At 44.7% G+C, this 22826-nt stretch carries 10 protein-coding genes; all 10 read left to right on the top strand.

Going from position 1 to position 22826, the window contains the following annotated elements; translation table 11 throughout:
* Positions 1–16: 16 nt before the first annotated feature.
* The 10 genes from recQ (at position 17) to MUB35_RS04815 (ending at position 22820) form a co-directional block, all read left to right on the top strand.
* Positions 17–2335: a DNA helicase RecQ gene (gene recQ, locus MUB35_RS04860; protein ID WP_186971031.1), complete on the top strand. Its 2319-nt coding sequence runs from the start codon at positions 17–19 to the stop codon at positions 2333–2335.
* Between the two features lie 349 nt (positions 2336–2684).
* The gene (locus MUB35_RS04855) at positions 2685–3119 is read left to right on the top strand and encodes a prepilin-type N-terminal cleavage/methylation domain-containing protein (RefSeq protein WP_054353128.1); all 435 of its coding nucleotides are present in this window, start codon (positions 2685–2687) and stop codon (positions 3117–3119) included.
* Between the two features lie 181 nt (positions 3120–3300).
* On the top strand, positions 3301–3615 hold the full coding sequence (locus tag MUB35_RS04850; RefSeq protein ID WP_033140688.1) for a hypothetical protein: 315 nt from the start codon (positions 3301–3303) through the stop codon (positions 3613–3615).
* 167 nt (positions 3616–3782) lie between these two features.
* Entirely contained in the window at positions 3783–4562 is a 780-nt protein-coding gene (locus tag MUB35_RS04845) for a prepilin peptidase (protein WP_033140687.1), read from the top strand.
* A gap of 15 nt (positions 4563–4577) precedes the next feature.
* The gene (locus MUB35_RS04840; protein WP_033140686.1) at positions 4578–5777 is read left to right on the top strand and encodes a type II secretion system F family protein; all 1200 of its coding nucleotides are present in this window, start codon (positions 4578–4580) and stop codon (positions 5775–5777) included.
* Between the two features lie 14 nt (positions 5778–5791).
* Positions 5792–7270, top strand: a complete 1479-nt coding sequence (locus tag MUB35_RS04835) for a hypothetical protein (RefSeq protein WP_033140685.1) — start codon at positions 5792–5794, stop codon at positions 7268–7270.
* Positions 7267–7968 carry a hypothetical protein gene (locus tag MUB35_RS04830; protein WP_033140684.1) on the top strand — a complete coding sequence of 234 codons (702 nt, stop codon included), beginning with the start codon at positions 7267–7269 and terminating at the stop codon, positions 7966–7968. Before MUB35_RS04835 ends, MUB35_RS04830 begins: the two co-directional genes overlap by 4 nt.
* A gap of 11 nt (positions 7969–7979) precedes the next feature.
* Entirely contained in the window at positions 7980–9665 is a 1686-nt protein-coding gene (locus MUB35_RS04825; protein WP_207727852.1) for a GspE/PulE family protein, read from the top strand.
* A gap of 11 nt (positions 9666–9676) precedes the next feature.
* The gene (locus tag MUB35_RS04820) at positions 9677–10741 is read left to right on the top strand and encodes a type IV pilus twitching motility protein PilT (RefSeq protein ID WP_278247694.1); all 1065 of its coding nucleotides are present in this window, start codon (positions 9677–9679) and stop codon (positions 10739–10741) included.
* Between the two features lie 94 nt (positions 10742–10835).
* On the top strand, positions 10836–22820 hold the full coding sequence (locus MUB35_RS04815) for a prepilin-type N-terminal cleavage/methylation domain-containing protein (RefSeq protein ID WP_033140683.1): 11985 nt from the start codon (positions 10836–10838) through the stop codon (positions 22818–22820).
* The last annotated feature ends 6 nt before the right edge of the window (positions 22821–22826 follow it).

Here is a 22826-nt window from a genome sequence, read left to right as displayed (position 1 = left end):
AACAGGAGGATACAGTATGGATAAATATCAGATACTGAAAAAATATTTTGGTTACGATACATTTCGGGAGGGGCAGGAGCCGCTGATCGACAGTATTTTGTCCGGAAGGGACGTACTTGGGATATTGCCGACAGGTGCCGGAAAATCACTCATATATCAGATTCCGGCTATGCTTATGGATGGCATTACGTTGGTGATCTCGCCTCTGATCTCTTTAATGAAGGACCAGGTGGGGTCTCTGAATCAGGCGGGGATTCATGCGGCTTTTCTGAACAGTTCACTGACAACTGGCCAGTATTATAAGGCACTTGAGCTTGCCAGGCAGGGGAGATATCCGATTATTTATGTGGCACCGGAGAGGCTGGTGACAGAGGAATTTCTGGATTTTGCCCTTCATGCAAAGATTGCTATGGTGGCTGTCGATGAAGCGCACTGCGTTTCCCAGTGGGGGCAGGATTTTCGACCAAGTTATCTGAAAATCGTAGAGTTTATTAAGAAACTGCCCAAAAGGCCGGTGGTGAGTGCCTTTACTGCTACGGCCACCAGGGAGGTGCGGGATGATATTATGGATATTCTGTTGCTGGAAAATCCAAAGGTCCTGACCACAGGATTTGACAGACCCAACCTGTATTTTGGAGTGCAGTCTCCGAAGGATAAGTATGGAGTGCTGAAAAATTATCTGGAGATGCATCCGGGAGAATGCGGCATTGTGTACTGTCTCACCAGAAAAGGGGTGGAGGAGGTGTGCGGGAAACTTAAGGAAGATGGATTTTCCGTTACACGGTACCATGCAGGCCTTGGGGACGCGGAGAGAAAGAAGAACCAGGACGATTTTATATATGACAGGTATCAGATCATTGTGGCGACAAACGCGTTTGGTATGGGAATTGACAAGTCAAACGTGAGATTTGTAGTGCATTACAATATGCCGAAGAACATGGAGAGCTATTACCAGGAGGCAGGACGTGCCGGGCGTGACGGGGAGCCGGCGGAATGCATTTTACTCTATGGGGGACAGGATGTTGTGACAAACCAGCTCTTTATTGACAACAGCCAGGAGAACCAGGAGCTGGACCCGGTGGCCCGGGAGCTGGTGGCAGAGCGGGACAGGGAGAGGCTTCGTAAGATGACATACTACTGTTTTACCAATGAGTGTCTGCGGGATTACATACTGCGGTATTTTGGAGAGTATGGGGAAAATTACTGTGGGAACTGCTCCAATTGTCTGAGCCAGTTTGAGTCCGTGGATGTGACGGAGATTGCCAGAGCGCTTGTTGGATGTGTGAAAAGCAGCAGGCAGAGATATGGGGTAAACGTTATTATTGACACTGTACACGGTGCGAATACGGCAAAAATCAGGAATTACAGGATGAATGAAAATCCCAATTACGGGGAACTGGCAAAAGTTCCGTCATATAAATTGAGACAGGTTATAAATTATCTGCTGCTGAATGAGTTCCTCACGGTTACCAATGATGAGTATGCGATTGTGAAGCTGACGGCAAAATCGGAAGAGGTTCTGGGTGATGAGGCGCAGATCACTATGAAAATGGCAAAGGAACAGGAGCATCAGGCAAAGGAGAAGAAGGAGAAAAAGAGCAGAAAAGGAATTGCAGCCGGGCTTGCCGGAGCTGATTTTACCGAGGCAGATGAACAGCTCTTCGAGGTGCTGCGCAGTCTTAGGATGGAGATAGCAAGGGAGGAGAAGGTGCCGCCTTATATTGTCTTCTCTGACAAGACATTGACGCATATGTGCATTGTAAAACCAAGAACCAGGAGTGCAATGTTGACGGTTACCGGCGTCGGAGAATTTAAATATGAAAAGTACGGGGAGCGTTTTGTGGCATGTATCAGGGAGCATGTGCCGGATGACGGCGAAAATGAAGATGTGACAGGGGCAGGAATTGTTGGAGAGGAAGCGGGAATCTTTATAGAAAATAGTATGGATGATGAGGGGAAAGGTACTGAGAAAAAGAAGGGAAAGGCAAAAGGAAAACAGGAATTTTCTCTGACAAAAGATATGGAGCAGGCGTTTCCGTTTGCCGATAAGATGACACTCAGCGAGCTGGTTGCTAAGTTGAATGAACTGCGTGATGAAAGCACCATGAAGCGTCTGACAAATAAGGCGGTGCAGCAGAAACTGCTGGATGAAGGATATCTGGAAACATTTGGATTCCGGGGGATTCCCATGCAGCGTGCTTCTGAGAAAGGAAAAGAAATGGGAATCACTGCCGAGAGACGTGTAAGTGAAAAAGGAAATGAATATGATGTGCTGTATTATTCTGCAGAGGCACAGAAAACATTGCTGGAGATGATAAAGAATGGGTTAAAGTAAGGGGTAAAAATACGTCTTTTGTGAGTGGTTAGGGAATTTAATTAAGTTTGTTTAACCTCTTTCGCAAACAAATGACATGAAAGTATAAGAAATAAAGTGAATATTACAAATTTGCAAAAATTAAGAAATAATTAATTTGATTGTTAATGGTTTTGTTGACAAAAGTAGTCAAAAATTATATAATAAATTAATGCAGAAGTTCAGGTAATTGCGGCATATAAGCAGCATTTAACACAATATATATAGTACAGCCAGTTAATGCAGTTTTGCTGTTTTATCCGCGGATTTCACCCATAGTAAGGTGCAAGGTATGTGGGTGGCAAATAAAAAAAGATGGAGGGATTCACGGATGTTGAAAAGGTTGAGAGAAAATCGAAAGAGTAAAAAGGGTTTTACTCTGGTGGAATTGATTGTTGTTATTGTTATTATTTTGGTTTTGGCGGCGGTTATGGTGCCGAGTGTAACGAAATATGTTGCTAAGGCAAATCAGGCTAATTGTAAGTCTGATGCAGCGTCACTTTTGGTACAGCTTCAGGCAGATGTAGCAGAACATTATAGTGATGAAAAAAAGGCGACTGTAGCTTTTAAGTTTGTAGATGTTGGTGACATTAAAGTGTCAAGTACAGCGATAGCAAGTGTAACTGCTAATTCAAAGTCATATCACGCTGAAGAAAAAGATGGTGATATTACGAGTTTTCAATACCAAAACGGCAAATATTATATAACATGGACACCAGGTGCTGGTTGGGTAGGTAGTTGGGAAAATACGACAAGTACGGATTAAGAGTGCATGATTTGAAAATATGTCGTAAGAAGGAGGTTTCATAATTTAAATGAATATAGATTATGAAACACTCACCCAAAAAATAAAATTCCGCAGACTACTAAAAATTTCCCTACTAACGCTCCTAATCAGCATAGCTGTTCTTGCACCAGCGCTATGGTATTGGGAACAATCGATTCAAATGCGGTCTGCATTTAGAAGCGCCAAAAATGTGCTCCTGAACACAGAATTGCTCTCCATCCAATATAGTGGTTTGGAGGAGCCGCTTTTAGACAGTTCCCGTGAAAGCGGTATGTCAAAGGAAGCGGAAGAGGAAGTGAAGAGTTATTCCGGAGTGGAAGGTGAGATTCATCTCATCTCCTGGGATAAGGCCAAATGCCGTGTGCTGAGCATGACATATCAGGAGGGAAAGTATTTAGTTATCTACGAAGCAGATGACAAGGATTCCGGAACATGGACAATTTACCGGAAGACCCGACAATATGAAAATCAATAACAGGAGGGGATTTCGTTTGGTATAAACCAGGTGAAATCCCTTTTTGTCATTTACAGGCACACAGGCGCGATTTTGTTCGGAATTGTCTTTTTAGGAGGATGAATATTGATGTACAATAAAAATAACTTCATCCTTCTAAAAAAATAATTTGGAACAAAGAGGCTGATATGGATGTATATAATAGTTATCCGGCAATGATTGCTGTAGTGATATTCTTTATGGGAACCTGCATATTTTCTTTTCTGAACGTGATCATCTACCGTGTTCCCAGAAAAATGGATTTTGTCAAAGGACATTCCTTCTGTCCTTCCTGCCGCCACCAGTTGGGGGCTTTGGATCTGATTCCTCTGTTCAGTTATATTTTCCTGGGCGGAAAGTGCCGTTACTGTAAGAAGAAAATAGGTGCCAGGGATACGCTCATTGAACTGTTCGGCGGCGCGGCGGCCCTGTTCTGCGGCTGGTATTATAAGGAAAAACCGGCTGCCGGATTGACCGTGTTCCTGTTTTTCTGTATTCTGACTGTAGTGACATTTATGGATATGGACACCATGGAAATAGAGGACGGGTGCTGGATTGCCGTATACATACTGGCAGCGGCAGCCTGTTTTACAATGCCGGAAACATCTCTTATCTCAAGGCTTATAGGAATTGTCTGTGTAAGCGTCCCCATGCTTCTTCTGACTTTAGCCATACCGGGAGCTTTCGGCGGCGGAGATATGAAGCTGATGGGTGCCTGCGGCGCGTTTCTGGGGTGGAAGATCACACTGATATCCACAGTGCTGGCTGTATTGGCTGGTGGAATATGGGGAATCTGGCTGCTGATAGGTAAGAAAAAGGACAGGAAGGACCATTTTGCATTCGGCCCGTTTCTGTGTATGGGAATGGCTGTGGGAGTTTTGTATGGGGAACAGATTATTTCCTGGTATCTTGGATTTTTAATTCTGTAAATGGGAGGCCGCGTTATGGCACAATACAAATATAAGGCAAGAACTTTAGAGGGCAAGGTAATAAAAGGTATCATGACCGTGGCGGATGACACGGAGCTTCAGCAGAAACTGCATGAGCAGGATGCCTTTCTGCTGTCCGCCAAAGCTGTTAAGAGTTCAAAGGGGATGCGGCAGTTTAAGCCAAAGGTTCTGGCAGATTTCTCCAGACAGATGGGGACTCTGATTGCGTCCGGTGTTACTCTGGTCAGGGCTTTGAATATTATGGCGAACGGCGAATCCGTAAAGCCGAAGGAGAGAGGCGTCTATGAGGATATCCTCAGACAGATTCGCCAGGGTATTGCCCTTTCCGATGCTATGGAGGCACAAAACGGGGCATTTCCGCCTCTGATGATATATATGTATCGTTCCGCAGAGACCAGCGGTAATCTGGATAAAGTCTCCATGCAGATGGCGGAGCACTACGAGAAAAGCCACAAGCTCAACGCCAAGATTTCCAGCTCCATGACATACCCCAAAATACTGGGGGTTATGGTGGTGGCAGTTGTTCTGATCTTGACCAAATTCGTTCTGCCCCAATTTGCAGAGCTGTTCGCCCAGATGGATGAACTTCCCTTATCCACCAGGATACTGATGGGATTCAGTGACCTTCTGCAGGAACACTGGATTCTGGTATTGATAGCTGTGATCCTCCTGGTGGTCGGAGTCAGAGCGCTGATGCTCATTCCGAAAGTGCGTATGAAATGGCATAGATTCAAGCTCTGGGTGCCTCTGTTCGGAAAGCTGCAGAAGACAATCTGTACGTCCAGATTTGCCAGAACTTTAAGTTCCCTGTATTCCGCAGGTATCCCTATTGTATCGGCACTGCAGATTGCCAGAAAGACAATCGGAAATGATTACATAGATGCCCAGTTCGACCAGGTGATCCCCTTTGTGCGGGCAGGAAATAATCTGAGTGACGGCCTGGACCTGATTGATGGATTTGTAAGAAAATTATCGGATTCCATAAGAGTGGGTGAGGAGACAGGAAGCCTGGATTCCATGCTTTCCTTTACTGCGGATTCCATGGAATACGATGCAGATATGGCTATAAGCAAAATGGTCTCTTATGTGGAGCCCATCATGCTCCTGATCATGGGTGTAGTTGTGGCATTTGTTATGGTTTCCGTATTCAGTGCCCTTTACGGTTCTTATGACTCCATTGCAGGCATGTCTTAGAAAGGGGAAACAAAATGCTGACAGTCTATTTATCAAACAAATATATCAGGATCGTCACAGGCGAATCCTCCTCCGGAAAGGTTAATATCCGGGGGATGTACTATACAATAGATACCACAGGATGCCTGGTAAACGGCTCCATTGTGGATGAAGAAGCCCTGCTGGATATCCTGAAGGAACAGTGGGAAATGCAGAATCTGCCGAAAAAGGATGTGTATCTGGTGCTGGACAGCAGCCAGTTCAACTCCAAAGTTGTTCAGGTTCCGGTGATGAATGAAAAGAAAATGATGGAATATCTGAGCCGTGAATTTACGGATGTGGGGAGAATCTCCAATCCTGTTTACGGCTATTTCCCGTTGAATGGGACGGATAAAAAAGCGAAGATCAGACAGATATTTGCCATGACAGTGCCCAGGGACTATGCCCTGCAGTTCTCTCAGCTTTTCGCAAAGCTGGGGGTAAAGCTTTCAGGCATTGAATGTGCCAACGGAGCCATGATAAGGCTTCTGGAAAAAATGGTGCAGTTAAAGGGGAAGACCTGTATTGTCCAGTTTGTGGATGAGATGAACCTGACCAATGCGCTGCTGGTAGATGGAAAATATGAGACCTTTAACAAAAAACGTCTCTTCTCAGAACCGGGAACTCCGGGATACGCAGTGGAGACTGCCAGGGCAGCCAACAACCTGATGCAGTTCGCAAAAGCTCAGAATATCCCCCAGAAAATTACGGACGTGTACATTGCCGGACTGACAGATGAGGATTATGCGGTCTATGAGGACGGGATTGCCCAGATCAACCCGGAACTGGGCGTGGAACAGTTGGAGACGGGCGGAAGTTTTGTCTACTCAAAGACGGATGACCCGTATATCAGCTTCGCAAATTTTGCGCTGGCCATAGGCGGTATGCTGAAAACAGACCCCAGGGGCAATATTGTCACCCAGCTAAAATATACGCCGGAACAGATAGAAAAGAGAAAAGCGAGAAGAAAGATCACCATACCTGTGGGAGCCGTTGTGGGTGTGCTGGTACTGGCGTCCCTGATTTTTCTGGTGAGAAAGATCATGCTGGGCAGTGAACTGAAGGCGCTGGAGGAATACAATCAAAGGGAATCCGTACTTGAGGCCTGTGAGGAATATGATGCGGCTCAGGAGAGAATGTCCGCCATTTCTGCCATTCATACAGGCATGGAATCTCTGGGAGATGAGATTGGTGAGTATCCCCTTGTGGACAGCTCTGTAGAAGCTGTGATCACATCCTGCGCGGAAGGGCTTGTCTCCGCGGAGATCAGTTCTTATGATTCCACCACAGGAATTCTAAGCTTTAATACCAGTGCCGGGAATGTAGAGCAGATCAACCGGTTCATTGAACTTCTCATGGAGGAGGAGATATTTGCGTCTGTGGATTACACGGGATATTCACAGAACCAGGACGGAGACTGGAGTGTAAATGTAAACTGCACCATGGCTCCGGTACAGGGGGAGGCGGAAGAATGACACTGAAAGTGACGGAGAGAGATAAAAAAATTCTGATCGTGCTGGGAATCGTTCTCGTTATCCTTGGCCTGACAGTCGGCATTCTTATGCCGCTTGCGGAGGATACCCAGGAACTCAGTGAGAAGATCACAGAGGCAGAGATAGAGAAACAGGAAAAAGAGATGAAGGTGGTCTCGCTGCCGGGGATCAGAACCAGGGAGGAGCAGTCCCAGAAAGACCTTGCAGCTATGCAGGACAAATACTACCCGGTGATGAAGAGTGTGGAGATTGACCGTATGATGACCAATACTGCAGTGAACTGCGGCATTCAGGTCACCAATATGGACATTAAAATGCCGGATTTTACTGTTTACACCACGCTTCCCAATTACTCGGATCTTGTATACGGAACAGAGCAGGAAAACAGTGAAAATACCGCATTTGACGGCATGTATACAGCCAGCCTGACCATGAATATGACCGGTTCCAGAGAGAACCTGCAGGCCATGCTGGATGTGACGGTCAGCCAGAACCCCAGACAGAGAGTAACGGATTTTTCATGGCAGAAGAATCAAAAAGAGGGCAGCAGCGAATATACATTAAGTATGTCAGTTGAAATATATATGTACGAGGACGTTGAGACGTATGTGCAGAAACAGCTTTTAGGCGCTGTTCTTGGAGATGCGGAGGCAGAAGAGAGCAGTGAGACTGAGGAATAGTAGGAGTTAGCATGGACAATAATATCAGAAATGTTCGTATCGGAGATGTTTTAAAAGAATATGGATATGTCACAGAAGAACAGATAGATGCGGCACTGGCCTATCAGAAGGAACACAAGGGAGTGAGGCTGGGAGCTGCCCTGACAGATATGGGATTTATTTCAGAGGAGCAGCTTTTGGAGGCGCTTTCCACACTTCTGCAGGCGCGTATTATTGATATTTCCACCATAGAGGTGGATGTGGAGGCAGTACAGAAGATTCCGAGGCAGCTTGCGGAAAAATACGATATGCTGGCTGTAAAACAGGCCGAGGGCGTGCTGACCATTGTATTAAATGACCCGCTGAACTTCTACGCTATTGAGGATATCCGGCAGCTCACAGGCATGCAGCTTGAAATCTGTTTAAGCGGACTTTCCAGCCTCAGAAATGCCATAGGATACTATTACAGTGAGGTGGAAGCCAGAAAAGCAGCCAGTGTGGCGAACGAACAATTTGAGGATCTGGCACTCACGGATGAATTTAATATTGAGGAGGAGGGGGATGACGATACACCGATCATCAACCTGCTCAGCCGGCTGATCGACAGGGCGTATAATACCAATGCATCGGATATTCATATTGAGCCGTTTGAGGATAAGACCACGGTTCGTATGCGTATCGATGGTGTCATTGTTGAGTTTGTGACTCTGCAGAAAAACCTTCATGCTTCTCTGATCGCCAGGATCAAGATTCTGGGAAATATGGATATTGCAGAGAGAAGGATTCCGCAGGACGGGCATTTCCGTATGAAGGTTGCAGGGGAATATGTGAATATCCGTGTTTCCGTGATCCCTACCGTATTTGGGGAGAAGGCAGTGCTTCGTCTTCTGGCGAACAATTCCAACATTGATTATCCGGAGACCTTCGGTATGCATGAGGAGGATTATAAGAAGCTGAAATCCATGCTGGGGTCACCAAACGGGATCATTTATTTTACAGGCCCGACAGGGTCAGGCAAGACAACGACCCTTTATATGATACTTTCGGAGCTGTCAAAACGGGCGGTGAATATTTCAACCATAGAGGACCCGGTGGAGAAGAATCTTCCGAAGATCAATCAGATGCAGGTAAATAATCAGGCAGGACTGACATTTGAGGCAGGGCTTCGGGCGCTGCTTCGTCAGGACCCGGATATTATCATGGTCGGTGAGACCAGGGATGTGGAGACGGCATCTATTTCCGTGCGTTCGGCCATCACAGGACATCTGGTATTTTCCACTTTACATACAAATGACGCGTCATCCTCTGTCATCCGTCTGGAGGACATGGGACTGCAGCCCTATATGGTGGCAAACTCCCTGGTTGGTATTATAGCCCAGAGGCTTATGCGAAAAGTATGCCCCGACTGCGGGGAGGAGAGCATTCCCACAGCGGAGGAGAGGAGAATACTGGGAACGGATATTAAAAAAATCATGCACCCAAAGGGCTGTCCCCAGTGTAATTATACAGGTTACAAAGGCAGGGTTGCAATACATGAGGTTCTCATGATAGACAGACAGGTGCGGCAGATGATCATGGACGGTGCCTCCGCGGAGGCAATCCAGGATTACGCTGTGGAGAACCAGAATATGAAGACACTGAAGGATGCCGGCCTTAAGATGGTGGAGGACGGAGTCAGCAGTGTGGAAGAGTTGAGAAAAGTGGCTTACTATAAATAGCAGAAATGAAAATGGAGGATAAAAGAATGTACGACCTGAATCAGCTGATCATGATGGGAAGGGAAGAGAAGGCTTCTGACCTTCATATTTCTGCGGGAATGCCGCTTATGATGCGTGTCCACGGTAAACTGGAGCAGACATTGGTCCAGCCGGATGAACAGGAGACAGAGGTTATGCTGTACGGGCTTCTGGATGAAAACCAGAAGACACGTCTGGCAGAAGGGTATGATATTGATTTTGCCCTGGAGACACCGGACCACAACAGGCAGAGGGTCAATGTTTTCAGGCAGCAGGGAAAGATTGCCGCCACGATCCGTCTGCTGAACAGTCACATTCCCACATTGGAAGAACTGCATATGCCGAAGATTCTGTACAAACTGGCTGAGGAGCCCAGGGGCCTGATTCTGGTCACAGGACCTACAGGCAGCGGTAAGTCTACCACACTGGCCGCTATGATCGAACATATCAATCAGACCAGGGCAGAACATGTGATCACGATTGAGGACCCTATCGAGTACACGTATCAGAGCAAAATGGCCCTGATCCATCAGAGGGAGACGGGAAGAGATGTTGTGGATTTTGCCTCTGCACTGCGCAGTGCGCTGCGTGAGGACCCGGATATTATCCTTGTGGGTGAGATGCGTGATTATGAGACCATTATGGCAGCGCTTACTGCCGCTGAGACAGGACATCTGGTTCTGTCTACGCTCCATACAACAGGTGCGGCGCAGACCATTGAGCGTGTCATTGACGCCTGTCCGGCAGGCAGCCAGAACCAGGTAAGAACGCAGCTTGCCGGTGTTTTGAAAGGGGTTATCACACAGTGTCTTATGCCTGTGGATGACGGGACAGGAAGGATTGCGGGAACCGAGATCCTGCTGGGCACAGATGCCATCACGAACCTGATCCGTGAGAATAAGAGCCACCAGATGGGAAGTATGATGCAGTCCGGCGGTGCTACAGGAATGCATACGCTGAATATGGATTTGATGAGACTGGTGCGTGAAGGATATATAAAGAAAGAATCAGCGCTTCAGTATACGAATGATAAGAGGGATTTGGAACAGTATTTCTAGAGCGTGTTTCAGACGTATTTCAGACGTATTTCTGCACATGTGGTTCCCGGTGAAGACAGCGGGGGCGGGTTGGAATAAGGAATGAGTGGATTATATGGAAAAAGGGGTATTGCACGGGAATATTGATAAAAACAGAAAAGGCGGGAATAAAAACCAGGGTGGATATACGCTGGTTGAACTTATTGTGGTCATTTGCATTGTGCTGATACTGGCTGGAGGGGCAGTGTTTGGTGTGATGACGTGGATACGGTGGTCGCAGTTCAAGGAGCAGAATGAGTATGCGAAGACGCTTTTCAGTGCGGCGCAGAATCAGTTGACAGAGTACAGTGAGAATGGACGTCTTGATAAATTCCGGAGAGTGCTGGCCTCAGACGGCGGCTATAAAAACAAGGTTAATGTAAAAGATTTGTTTTACAGTGAAGAGGAAGGCAGTGAAGCCTATGAGAAGAGACTGGATCTTCTCTGGCCGGCAAGTGCCGGCAAGACAGACAAGGAAAAATACAGAGGTGAAATCTGTTATCTGAAGGGCAACGGGGAAACCTATAAGCAATATCAGGAGTATAAGGCCGGAAAGGGAGAAAAACCGGATGAGGAGATTCTTGCCCTTTACGACCTGCTTCTGCCCTATGTATATGACTCGTCTATTTTAAATGCGGCAGTCTGCGTAGAGTTTACTCCGGAAGAAGGTCAGGTTTTTTCTGTTTTATATAGTAATCAAAACGATGATTTTGAATATAACAGCAGTAATCATGCAAAAAGGGGAACTGTAGATATCACCAACCGTGAGACGAGTGTGAGAAAAGAGCGGATGGTAGGGTATTACGGTGTGGATTCCCTGGCCGTTGCAACTACGCCTAAGGCGGAACAGCCGTCAATCAAAAAGGTAAAGCTTAACAATGAGGGGACCCTTAACCTTTCCTTTATGGTAACAAATAAAGATGGAAATGCTGTCACGAATATGGATTACACAATCCTGGTGCTTGACAAAGATACAGACAATGATAAGGAAACACAGCGGCTTAAAATTGTACTGGATGGCAGAAAACTTACCAAAAAAGAGAATACGTCGGAACCTATAACATGCAGTGTGACCCGGTATGATACTGACGGGAAAGAGTGGACTACCAGTGATTACCCCATGCTTGCCTGGCTGGAGAATGAAAACACGGTACGTCTGATCCTGGACGCCGCAGATTTAAGTGCTGCCACCTATTATTATAATGAGCTTTATGGCAGCTACCAGGATAACCCGAAGACGACCCCGATTTTAGATAATCTGAAAAATACATATAGTTTTCACAGATTCTGTGTGGATACAGAAAACATACTCTGTAAAGTGAAGGGAGTAGGAAAAGATTATAAGCCTACGGCTGTGAGAAAAAGCAATGTATCCCATACATATTTTGGGGAATATACAAAAAAAAGCAGCAGTGGGACTGAAAAGGTCACATATACACTTAAAAATGCACGACATCTTTATAACGTACGCTATGTGGAGGATTTTACTCCTAAAAAAGCTGTGAGTGGTGCAGCGGACAGGGAGTGCACCTATCAGCTTGCAGAGAACATAAACTGGCAGAAATTTATTAAGGACGGATATCTGTATGATACAGATAATATTTACAAAAAGAAGGATTGGAATTCTCTTACGGCACAAGTGACGCCTGTCAAGGATACAGCCACGCCTTTTCCGTCAGTTGGGACCTTGAAAAGCACATCTGTTTTAGAAGGTGCAGATGAGAAGACAAATACGATCAGCGGACTGATCATAAAGGAAGATGCGAACAGCAGCACAGCTGTTTATGGTACTGAGATTAATAATGGCAAAGACGGCAAGAGTACAATACAGTATATAAAAAATGGTCCGGCTGGTTTGTTTGTAAAGAACGAAGGTAAGATCACCAATATGGTACTGGACCAAATCTCAGTGGAGGGAAGTGCTTCTGTCGGTGCTTTCTGCGGAGAAAACAAAGGCACTCTTGTGGATTTAACGGTTGCCAATTCGGATGCAAAAAATATGCCAAGCACTGTAGTGGGCAAAACAGATGTAGGAGGCATCGCAGGAAAAGATACAGGGTCTTTGCAGATGCGGTATAAAAATCTGGTAAATCGCGCATCTGTCAGAGGTGTAACTTATGTAGGCGGTATAATCGGGCAGTTGAAAGTGGAGAAGGACGATAAGACTGCTCTTATAGAATGGTGCAAAAATTATGGTGCAGTGGAAGCTGCGCCTGTTAACCTTGAGAAAAACCAGGATAAAAAGAAAATGCAGGAAATGCTTTCTCAGGCGAAATATATCGGAGGAATCGTGGGATTATGCAGCAACAAAACGAATAAGGCCGATAATCTGCAGGTGAGCAACTGTGTCAGTTCTCCTCAATATTTACAAGAAGACATGGAAGAGCTTTTTGCAGCAGATGAAAAGCTTCTGGAAAAGCTCAATGGCGTCTATGTGGGCGGCATTGCAGGATATAATGAAAACAGTAAGATCATCAATTGTAACACGGAACAGGAAAAAAACAAAGAAGGTTATATATTTGGTTATCAATATGTGGGGGGAATTGTAGGGTTCAATGAGAGCCTTGCAGAGGCAAACCTGGATGGTAAGGATGAAAGTAACCGGGGGGAAAAGAACACAAACGAAGCGAATGTGATCGGCTGTGATTATGTGGGAGGAATCTGCGGAATCAACGCGGCACGAAGCGGGGAAGATAACGAGTTTCATGTAGCAAATCCGGATTATACTCGAAACGAGGAAAAGATTGTAGCGAACTGGATAAATGAAGGTATTGTTGCAGGGTATGGGAACTATGTGGGAGGTATTACGGGACTGAACACAGGTATTGTGGAGAACTGCAGCAGTGAGGTAGCTGCTGATGATACCGCAAGGAATATTACAGATGCGGCCAGTCTGAAGGGAGATTATGTAGGCGGCATTGCGGGATATAATAACGGTAAGATAACATCAGGTACCGTTTCCGATTATCTGAATACAACCATTCGTATGGTATGCTACATAACAGGCAGGAATTACGTGGGCGGAATCGTGGGTTACAATGACGTGGACGCATCTGTGGAAAATTATGAACTGGAAGGCGGATTTATCAAGGGTACAGGTGTCTTTGTCGGAGGATATGCCGGATTTAATTCCTCTGTTGAACTGCTCAGAGATAATACGTTGAAATCCAATCCCAATGAGGTGACTGGCGGATATTGTGTCAGCGGTACCATTGGAGGGAATATTATTTCTACAGATGACCGGATCAGCACAGAGTTTACAACAGATAATTTCCTGGGCAAGGTTTATGCAACAGCGTTTACCGGCGGTTTTATTGGGTATAACAGAATTCTGCCTGATTATGATGAGGATGCGATAAGTTATATTAGAGATTTAGCTGCCCTAATAGCACAAGCTGTTTCAGGAGAAAAGAGTCTCAGCCAAAATGTCGAATATATTGATGAGAGTGATAGAGACGCCGAAGGAAATACAAGCGATGGCATGTTGACAATAGAAGGAGTCCAGGAACATGAGACGGAACAATCTATGCGTTTCGGAAGTTTGACCGGGCAAATCTATGTAGGCGGAGTTATAGGCTATAATTCCATTCATACACCATTGACCATAAAGAATGTAATAAATAAAACTCCTATAACAGCAGAAGATGCCATTGTAAACAATAAAGAATCCAAGAATGGAGAGCAGGATGACTTCCTATATTCCTATGCAGGTGGTGTGATTGGAAGAGCTGGAAAGTTAGTAGAGATTGATAATTGCCGAAACATGGATGTGGGAGATGTTGTGACCCAGGGCACTTATCTGGGCGGCATTTGTGAAGTCAACGAAGGCCTGATCAAGAACTGCAGTGTATCCAGTATCGGAACTGCAGGGCGCAGCTATGTGGGTGGAATTACAGGATTTAATAAGGGAGAAATAAAAAACTGTTCTTTTACAAACAAAACCATAACCGGAAATGATTATGTAGGGGGAATAGCTGCCCAGAATTACGGAACCATAAGCGGCACCTGGTTATTCGGCGGAATCATTAATGCATCCGGTTCTTATGTAGGGGGAATTGCAGGGGCAAACAGTGCAGAAGGGAGCATAATACTCATACAAGACGATGATTCCGTATCTGATACGAGTATGGCAACTGCAAATGCGGAAATCAAAGCTGGCGGAACTTACGTCGGTGGTATTGCTGGTTATAACGCCGGTCAAATTCAAAATAAAAGGAATGTTAATGATAGTGAAGATTTTGAATTCTTCACATTTACAGGCAGTATAATAGGCGATAAAATGGCAGGCGGATTTGTGGGGGAGAGTGTAAGTGAAAATCAGGTTATACAGAATGTGAAAAATGCTGCTACTGTAGTTGCCGGGAACGGAAATGCCGGGGGAATAGTTGGGATAACTTCAGGCGGGATTGACAATTGCTGGAACGCCGGGAATATTTCTGCAGCAAGTGAAGGTGATGCAGGTGGAATTGTGTCTGTAAATTATTCAGATATTAAGAACTGTTCAAATACAGGAACTGTTTCTGCAGCAAATGGCATGTGCGGAGGAATCACAGGAGAAAACAGCGGTATTATAGAGGATTCTTTTGTACGGGCAGGGAATGAAACGCTTATTTTTGAAGGTATGAAATGTGCCGGAGGAATTTCAGGTATTAATAAGGGTACCATATCCGCATGCAAGATTACCGGAAATCAGGGAATGCCCGTTATAATATCCAATACGGTAAACAGCAAAGTCAGTGATGTGGGTGCGGTGACCGGAATTAACTATGGTAATATATTGCTGACAGAAGACGCCGTGGTCTTATGTGAAGTGAAAACCTACACCTCAGGAAGCAGCATAGGCGGTATTGCCGGAAGTAATTTAGGAACAATTGCAAATTCAGGCATCAAAGATATTGAAAGTAATTCGGCAGTGGTCCGTGATACAAAGATTGGTTTTGCAGGAACAAATGCAAACTATGCCAATATTGGCGGTGCTGCAGGAGTAAATGATGGCAGTATAAATCGTTGTAATATTTCTGCAGATATAACAGGAGACCTGGGAACAACTGACACTGGATATGGAGGTATAGCAGGTGTAAATAACAGCAGTATATCAAAATGTGCCTACAGCGGAAATCTTCTTACCAATGGCTCAGCAGATAATATTGTAAATCTGGGAGGTATTGCCGGAAGAAATAACGCAGGCGGAAGTATCAGCAATTCCTATGTTGGATTCCGTGATAATACCCTGATTGAGACGGATAAAGACGCAAAAAAAAGTGGCGTCGGCTATGCAGGAGGGATTGCAGGTTGGAATGACGGGTATGTGGCAGACTGTGATAATTACTCCAATTCAACGAAGAATGTGCAGATAAATAACCGAAGCGGCCACACCGGCGGCATTGTGGGATACCAGACCAGCGGCGCGGCAGCTACGGGAAGCAGTGAGAAGGATATACTGTCTACAGGAGAAAACTGGAGTGTGAAAACAACAGCGTACTCCAATGATTTCGGAGTCGGCGGTATTATCGGGTACAGTGCCTCCGGTGTCAGTATGCAACATGTGACCAATTATGCGGCAGTAGTGGCAGGAGGAAATTCAGAGAATGTTACAGCAGGGGGGCTGATAGGGCGTTTGGAAAATAAGGACAGCAGTTCTATGACTGTCAGCTATTTTTCCAACTATGGAAATATAAGTGGTAAGCTGAGTGCAGGGGGAATCGGCCGGTTAAAGTATAAGGGAATCACTATGTCCAACTGTACCAACTATGGTAATATCCAGTCTAATGGCTCTGCAGCGGCGGGTATCATTGCAACATTTTATCAGACGGACCAAGGTGCAGCCGTAGTGTTTGATTCCTGTAAAAATTATGGAAATATCAGTGCCGGAAGTAATGCCGGTGGAATAGTGGGGTATGCCCATGATACAGCAGGAAATATCAAAGGAATCTATACAGACTGCGTGAATGAAGGGTGTATAACAGGTGGTACGGCAGGAGGAATACTCGGGAACGGAGATAAGCAGGATGCCAGTTTTTACCGATGCAGAAATTATGGAAACAATGGAAACACCAACACAAAAATGGCGGGAATTGTAAATAAGAAGTATACTTCTATGTTTGACTGCATCAGTATAGGTGATTCCAAGAATGTGGCAAATAGTTCATCAGGAAATATTACGGACTCTTACTATCTCGGAACAGGTGAACTGGAACCACCGCCAGTAGATGATAAGACAGTGTACATCAGCGAGGTATCGTCAAATTCTGCAATCAATAACTATCCGTCAGATAATCTTTGGAAAGAGATGGACGGAGAGGCTGCTGGTCAAAGAAGATTTAAATTTAGTAAAGTGAATAATAATAAGTTAACATTTAATTTCTACAAGGGATATCCTTTGACTAATTTTGGAGTATATTGGGCTAATGATGATACGAATGCAAACCCCAATATAGTCAGACAATATAAATTTAAAATATCCTGTAATAATGGGGCTTACTATTTGGGTCGGGATGGTAAATGGATCGCAGGAGAGAATAACGGCTGCGAGTTCATCGCTTATGGACAGAATAAACCAAATGCATCCTACTGGAGCACAAACTTAGATGGAAATACCATCATAAAAAATATTAGATTTGAATTTACAAGGATTATGGACGGTACAATTAAAGAGGGGGTTTTTAATGCTGAGGGCACTGAGAAAAATTATATCTGTGTTTACGCAGTAAGTGCATCCCAAGGAGATACAAGCGAAAATGGCTTTACTTCAACAGTGGATAGCTATCTTGAGAGTCTGAAAGGATATATCTCTGCTAAAACAAAACTGGAAGAGTGTCAGAAGGAAGAACAGACTGCAAAAGATGAATGGGGTAGAATGCAGGAGTATCTGAAGGACTGGACGGTTCAATCCACAACGCTGGACGGGAAAAAGGTACTGGAGGAAAATGGGACGTATATATTTAATAATTTAAGTAAGGACGTCAGCGGGCAGGACAGAAAAAGATATATCTTAGATAATAGATCCGGAGGAAATGGATTTTTGATAAAACTGTCACCGCCTGAATCTGGTGCGGAAAAAATAGACAGTCTGAAAATCCTGTGGGCAGGAAGCAGTAGTTTAGAGGACGACTATAATAGCGCCAAAGCAGAAGTACGCCAGTATTCTTACAAGGTAAAAATTAATTACAAAGACGGGACCTTCTCCGGAGATTCAGATAGTGACAGAATAAGCCTTGGAGATTTCTACGATCCCAACAAAGAAGTGGACCTTTCCGATTTGCTGACTAAAGAAAAAGAAGTTTCTTCAATAGAAATTATGATTTCAAAAGTGACCGGGAATAATAATGTCAAAAAAGGATTTGCATGTCTTTGGTATGTGGCACTCGGAAACACCGATTTTGTGGGAGAAGGGAACTTTACTGAGGAGAAGTATCAAGAGGCAAAAACCCAATATGAGGAGAAGGCAGCAGCCAGACAGAAAGCACAGGATGATTTCAATAAAGCATCCGAAGATCTTGAGAAAAGTCCAATATTTACAGGAAGTATAAAGAATGCCGGTCTGTGCAGTAAAAAATCAGAGACGGAAGATTCTGGAAAAGAGGATTCTCTTTTAGGATATAAGTCAATCGTTATCCAGAATGAGGATGGAACATATGAAATAAAAGGAAGTGAAGCTGTTTCCGAATCGCCGTTTAATATTACTGGTTTGAAACTTAACCCTGCCAGTGGATGGAATGATAAATCTTCGGATAAATCTCAAAACAGATATAAAGTGTACGAAGAAGTAGACCCTAAAATAGTGGAGTATTATCTTAATAAAACGCCGGAAAATCCCGATGATATAAAGGGCATCAGCATAGATAATACAGGGGGTGAACTGAAGATTACATGGGGCCATACCGGCAGGAAATACTATGCCGATCAGTTTGTATTTAGGGTGACAGATAAAAACAATGCGATTGTATCTGATACATTTAATAAACCGGAGGAAATTTCTTATGGCATAGAAAAGAAAACCATCAGAGTTCCTGAAGAATGGGTTGGATGCAAAATAGAAGTCTATATCAGGTCAATAGGCCGTTCCTATGTTGAGACAGAATATACGGAGGAAAAATATGGACCGGAAGTTATTGGGGTTATCCAAAAAGGAGCTTCTGCATGGGCAGGCAGCAGCAGAGAACTGCTCATGCCGCAGGCTGCACCGAAGATACATCTGGAATTGGGAGCCTATGATGTGAATGGAAAGGCAGGCTGGGATAAATTTGTTGCAGTTCTGGAGAATAAGGATGATTACAAGGATGACAAAGCAACAAAGATAAAGTTAACTATATTGAATAAAAATATAACGATTGATACTGAAAAAGGCATTTCAGAAGGCTTTGTCATTTCGAGCAATGGCAATAAGGTAATGACCTCATACGCTGAAGCAGTACCAGGTAAGTATGAAAAATCTACATCTGTATCTGTACAGTCGGCAATTTACGGTTGGGAGGCATTAAAAGATAATGACTATGTGAAAACAACCTTTCATGACTTTTATGGTGATCGTCCGGGAAACCTTTATAATCAGGTGATGATGGAGAAAATAGGAGATGTTACAGAATTGTACATGAATTCCGAGCTTCTTGTAAATGCTCCATTTGATTTAGAGAATGGAGAAATATTCCATTGCAATTTGACCCTGGCTTCCGGCAATTCCCATGTTGCAAGTAATGGAGTAGAGATGACCAGTAAGCTGAATCATCTTCCGGATAATTTATTGGACTATGACAGTATTACGGTTCGTACTTACCCATGGCGCAGCCAGTCCGATGTATGCTGGTATGGACATCAAGTTGCAGAAAATATAACAGAAGAGGAGCTGCTCCGGTATATAAAAGACAGAAATTCAGAGGATGAGAGTCTCTGGCTCAGAGACACTTCCAGAAATAATGAATCTGTTTTCGGCGAGGATGGCCTTGCAAATGGATATATACTGCGGCGGGATACAGACGGAAAATACGAAATTATTTACAGCAGTATCCTGGCATACGGCGATGAGCAGCATTACCTGAAACAGGTAGATCAGAAGAAGTACACCGTAGACCAGAATGCATGTAAAGTAACCGCTGAATCCTATTCTCATGATATACAGCCAAAGCCCGTTATAGAGAACATCATGCCGCTTCAGGAAGACGGGGTAAATTATACATTTACCTGGGATGTCGGTATTGGAGAGCAGGATGCGGTATACGACATTACATTAAAGGGTTATACCTCTAAGGAAGACAAAACAGGAGTTCTGCTTGGTACATCCACAGTAGATAAGAATACTCCCGGCAGTTATCAGGAATCGGAGAAAAGCTGGAGTGTCTCATTTGAAGACAAAGAGAGGACCTGGAATTATCCGAGAGTGAGTATAAGTATTGTTCGTGCAGGCACAGCCAATGCAGTCAGTGGGTCAACGATAAAGTTCCCTTCTGGTTCTGAAATGGAATTTGCAGTTCCGTTAAGGCTTTCCCAGATCTCAAAACCAGTCCTCCAGCTCCACACAAAGGAGGAGGGAACGGAGAAGAATTCTTTATTGTATGACACAGTCTGGAATGCGGTTCCGAAAGAAGAGCGTCCTCATACAGCCGCGTATGAAGTCTGCGTACAGCGGGCAGAAGGTGATGAAGGTGCGGTAAGCAGCTATACGGAAAAAGCAGGATTAGATGCCGCACTTGAAACAGCCGGGAAACTTTATGGAAAGAAACCGGAAGTAGATGTTACAGAAGGGGAACAGGAAAAAGTCTATAGCTGGGCGGAGAATGTTGACGGTAATAAAGTTGAAAAAACCATGGCTCTTATCTGGACTACAGAGGGCACCTATACATTAACAAAAAATCTTACGGAAATATGGACATTTGCTTCAGATGACGAAATGAGAGACAGCGATACATGGAGCAGAATACTTGATTTGAATGACTATGAAAGAGGTGAAATGATAACTGTTTCCGTACGGGCATGTGCGGACGAGACAACAACAGAATACCGTGACGGAATAGACGGTGTAGCCAGAGAAATTACACTTCCGAATCGTCTGACAGTGCCGGATACAGCAAATTTAACTGCATCACCGGAGTATATGCCTCATGAGGATGGAGTAAGAGATACGTTTGTCACTCTTCAGGAGTTTATCAGAGACGGAGTCACCTTGTCTATGTCAGATACAGGAGAGAATTATTACAGAGGAAAATACCAGATAGCAGCAGCAGTATTTGACGAGAGAGAGGCAGACGATGTGAGCGTAATGCCTGCCGGTGATGCGCCTTCAGAAGAGGATGCGGGAGGATACTGGAATTCCGGTGCAGTGGCAACACTGAAGGGCAAGGCAGCAGAGACTGCTATGACAGGAGATTTTGCAGACAGTACTTATACACTGGAAAATATCGACCCCGCATATGCCGGAAAATGGCTGAAGATCGCGCTTAGAAGTGTTTCAGACAGCAATATCAGTTCCTGGTGGTCAGACGAGGATGATACAACGGAGAATACGGTGAACTATCAATGGATCCGCATACCGCGTATCAGAGTGGAAGAACCTAAAATAACGGAAGGTGCAGCATCTGTCTATTATGATCTTACCAGTGGGAATTGTACACTGGAGTCAGTGCCGGAGTATGTTCCTGCCGTGCAGACAGAGCTGGATTTCAAACTGCAAAGTTATTCAGATGGTTACAGGATTCAGCGTATCCGCAAGGCCAAGGAATCGAACACGGATGAACTGAATGCTTACCGATATGATGCGGACTGGATCTATCTGGAGGACGACAATAACGGCGGTTATAATATTTTCTGCAGTACATCTGCAGATACACCGCTGGATATACAGTCTGACGGGGAAGAACCTGTATGCAGGGAAGATGAGACTGCAGTGTTTGTGCAGAATATTCAGGCAGGAGACACAGCAGTACTGCCTGTAAAAGAAGAGACAGTACAGAACATACTGGATAATCCGGTATCCACACAGATGATTCTCTCCTGGATGCCGAAGGAGGAGGAAAAGGAAGCTTACTTCCGTTTGATTCTTCCGGATGCGGAGACGATCATGGACTATGCAGATGAAGCCAATCTGTTTACTTCACAGGCATCTGTCCAGGCAGTCATATTGGGAGATGACCCGGAACAGGAGCGGCTGGCAGGTTATGAGAGTTCTGAAATTTCCAGTTGGTACAGGTATAAGCCGACTCAGATTGAGCAGGCAACCGCAGTCACAACGCTTTATGATTATTCTGACGCTGTTGAGGTGCAGAGTGGTGTATCTATAGAGGCTTCTGTATGGAAAGACACCGCCTATAAGCTGACTGAAAAGACAGCAGACGGATACAGTATATATCAGGTTAAAATTCTGGACAGTGATCAGGAGAGGGTGCTGGATCTTCGTAACCTCAGCGCTTATTATGATATAAGCAGTGAGACAAATATTCTGGCTCTGAAGGATGCAGTTTATGCACAATATGCAGGAAAATGGATCTCATTCAGGGAGGCCAGGGTTACAGAGGCCAATGGTGGAAATATCAGCAGATGGAGTGACTGGACAGTGCCCATAGTGCTGCCGAAGCTGATAGTCGAAAGTCCTGAGGTGACAGAAACTACGGCGCAGGCAGAATATATCCTGCATCGAACACAGGGAGATGATGTGCCGAAGCAGTTTGATGCCAGACAGTATAGCTGGTTATGCGAGAGAGGGATTCATGACAAAATAGAGGGATATCAGATACAGATCGGGCAGGGAGAGGATTCTTTCTATGCAGAGATTAAAAGAGACGAAGACAATATCTGGTATTACACCAGTCCCGCTGGCGAACAGATTGCTGTGACGGATACTCTTACTTTACTTCAGACAGAGAGTACGGTACAGGAAGGTGCGGAAACGTATACATTGTCAGCCGAAGTGATACTGAATCTGACACAGACAGAAAATGGCTGGCAGTTTACTGTGACAGTACCTGTACAAGAGATAAGTGTGAAGGAAGAGAACAACCGACTTAGTTTTACATTCGACTGTAATATGATTTTAGACCCAATTCCGGTAAACGATAATTACGAAACAAATTAATGCAGA

The sequence above is a fragment of the Blautia sp. NSJ-175 genome (assembly GCF_022867815.1).
In the GTDB taxonomy this organism is placed as follows: Bacteria; Bacillota; Clostridia; order Lachnospirales; family Lachnospiraceae; genus Blautia; species Blautia celeris.
The sequence above is the reverse complement of the archived record's forward strand: the minus strand, read 5'-3'. Positions and strand labels throughout refer to the sequence as shown.